Source organism: Trebonia sp. (assembly GCF_049794275.1).
Lineage (GTDB): Bacteria > Actinomycetota > Actinomycetes > Streptosporangiales > Streptosporangiaceae > Trebonia.
The window spans coordinates 1-1,782 of sequence record NZ_JBARCR010000460.1 but is presented as its reverse complement, the minus strand read 5'-3'; the positions used below and the strand labels follow the sequence as shown (position 1 = coordinate 1,782).

The window sequence follows — 1,782 nt, the reverse complement described above, 5'->3', positions numbered from 1 at the left end:
CTGTGGCTGAGCGAGGAGACCGAGGCGGTTTTCCGGGGCGAACTAGCCCGGCGGGTCGGGCAGCCGGTGCAGGCCGAGGATTACCAGGTGACCGTCTTCGAACGGGAGGGGCCGCCAGGGGAGGCGGTCCGGCTGACCCGGATGCAAGTCAAGCCGGCGGGAGTCGCGGACGTGGTCCACGTGTACGGGGACACCGCGGTCCCGCGGCTGGCCGACACCCCCGGTTTCCGCGAGACGCTGCTGTTCGCCGACCCGGCCGACGGGCAACTGATCAGCCAGACCGGGTGGCGGGACCCGGCCGCCCGGGCGGCCAGCCCGGGCGTCGCCGAGATGATCCGGTCCGATGTCCTGGCCGACGATGACTGCCAGATCCGCGCCGTCGAGGACTACCGCCTGGTGTTCGACTCGGCGCGGAAACCGCGCCCAGCCGGGTGGTGAGACCCAGGATCACGGTGTGCCATGTGCCTGACGTACAGCCAGCGAAGACCACGAGCCGATCAGCGGAGGCGAGGTTCTGCGCTTCCTGCCAACCAACCTGTCCGCGCCGGAGATCGCCGACCAGCTTTCGTTGTCGGTCCACACCGTCCGGACGCATATGCGGAATGTGTACGCGAAGCTCGGCGCGCATGGCCGGACTTAGGCCGTCGAGCAGGCCCGCGCCCACGGCTTGCTCGCACGCTCATAGCGCAGGCCGTGACGGGAAAAGGCCTCCGCTGATATCACGGGCCTTTCCTGCCGGCCGACCCGGGCGCCCGTAGGCGCGGGGATGCCGCTGGACTGGGGCCGCTGCAGCGCCGCCCCCTCGATTAGAGCCGAATGCCGAAGGCCTTTCGTCAGGCAAGAAGACAGTCTTGCCCGCGACAAATGAGGTAGATCCCGCCGGTGATCCTGCCTCTACCGTGGATACTGGCTGTCGCTGCGGCAGTCACCGCCCTCCGTTCGGAAAAATCAAGAACATCAGCCCGAACGGAGGAGTGGTTCCCCGCTGCCTCAACTGCTGACCACGCGGTGCTGGAACCTGGCAGGCGGTCAGGCCAAGGCGCGGCCGATGAGGTGGCTGTTCTTCGCCACGGACCCGGGCAGGACGGCGAAATGGACTTGCCCGTCGTCATCGACAGCCACTACCCGGACGACCGCTTGGGCCTGGCGGTTCCCAGCCACCACCATCACCCCGGGACGGATGCGGGCGGGGTCACTGGCGTCGCTCAGCGTGGACCAGCCGAGTCCCTCATCGTCTTCGTCGTTGAGGTCGGCTACCAAGTCGATGCGCGCGTCCATCAAAGTTCCTCCACTAACCAGGTTACGCGGCGTGGTAGGCGTTCGGCACGACCCGGTGCGTGCAGCTGACAAGTCGCTGCACACCGGACCCCAGGTCATCGAAGCCCACAGTGAAATGACGCGGGTTGCGGCCGGTCGGCTCCAGCCTCATACCCACGGCAAGAACATCCCTGACCGTCAGCAGGCTCAGGCGATCGAAGCGGACCAGTGGCGCCTGCTGGGCGAGTTCATCGATGGTGGCGTCCCGAACGGCGAATACCGAAATGCCGTAGACGCCGTAGATGCTGTGGTAGCGCACCGCGTCCTCGGACAGGATGTCCGGGTCGAGGTCACCCCCGCGCACCAGCACGACGTCGCCGTCCTCCAGGACGTCGCCGTCTCGCAGCCGCCTCAGTTTCATGGCCGGATTATGGCCGGCACCACTGACAGAACCGCCATCACGCCATCACGAACGGTAGGTCTCAGGGAGCCATTCCGGGAGCCATCGATGGCAGATACCGAGCG

General features: G+C 67.2%; 4 protein-coding genes. 2 read left to right on the top strand and 2 right to left on the bottom strand.

The genetic code is table 11. From position 1 onward, the window contains the following. Nucleotides 1–438 (top strand): hypothetical protein (locus tag WA805_RS12675; RefSeq protein WP_425242428.1); only part of this gene is annotated, 438 nt, incomplete at its 5' end. Between the two features lie 58 nt (nucleotides 439–496). Beyond that, nucleotides 497–640, top strand: coding sequence for a response regulator transcription factor (locus tag WA805_RS12670; protein ID WP_422323021.1), 144 nt, complete (start codon nucleotides 497–499; stop codon nucleotides 638–640). Nucleotides 641–1,029: 389 nt separating this feature from the next. Here WA805_RS12670 and WA805_RS12665 read toward each other — a convergent pair whose 3' ends face one another. Further along, nucleotides 1,030–1,278 (bottom strand): hypothetical protein, encoded by a 249-nt coding sequence (locus WA805_RS12665; protein WP_422271864.1) that lies wholly within the window; start codon nucleotides 1,276–1,278, stop codon nucleotides 1,030–1,032. A gap of 22 nt (nucleotides 1,279–1,300) precedes the next feature. Further along, nucleotides 1,301–1,678 carry a hypothetical protein gene (locus WA805_RS12660; protein ID WP_424564471.1) on the bottom strand — a complete coding sequence of 126 codons (378 nt, stop codon included), beginning with the start codon at nucleotides 1,676–1,678 and terminating at the stop codon, nucleotides 1,301–1,303. Nucleotides 1,679–1,782 lie beyond the last annotated feature (104 nt).

Excerpts from the sequence above, each read along its gene's own strand:
- WA805_RS12660 (WP_424564471.1), bottom strand. The coding sequence starts at position 1,678 with ATGAAACTGAGGCGGCTGCGAGACGGCGACGTCCTGGAGGACGGCGAC.
- WA805_RS12665 (WP_422271864.1), bottom strand. The coding sequence starts at position 1,278 with ATGGACGCGCGCATCGACTTGGTAGCCGACCTCAACGACGAAGACGAT.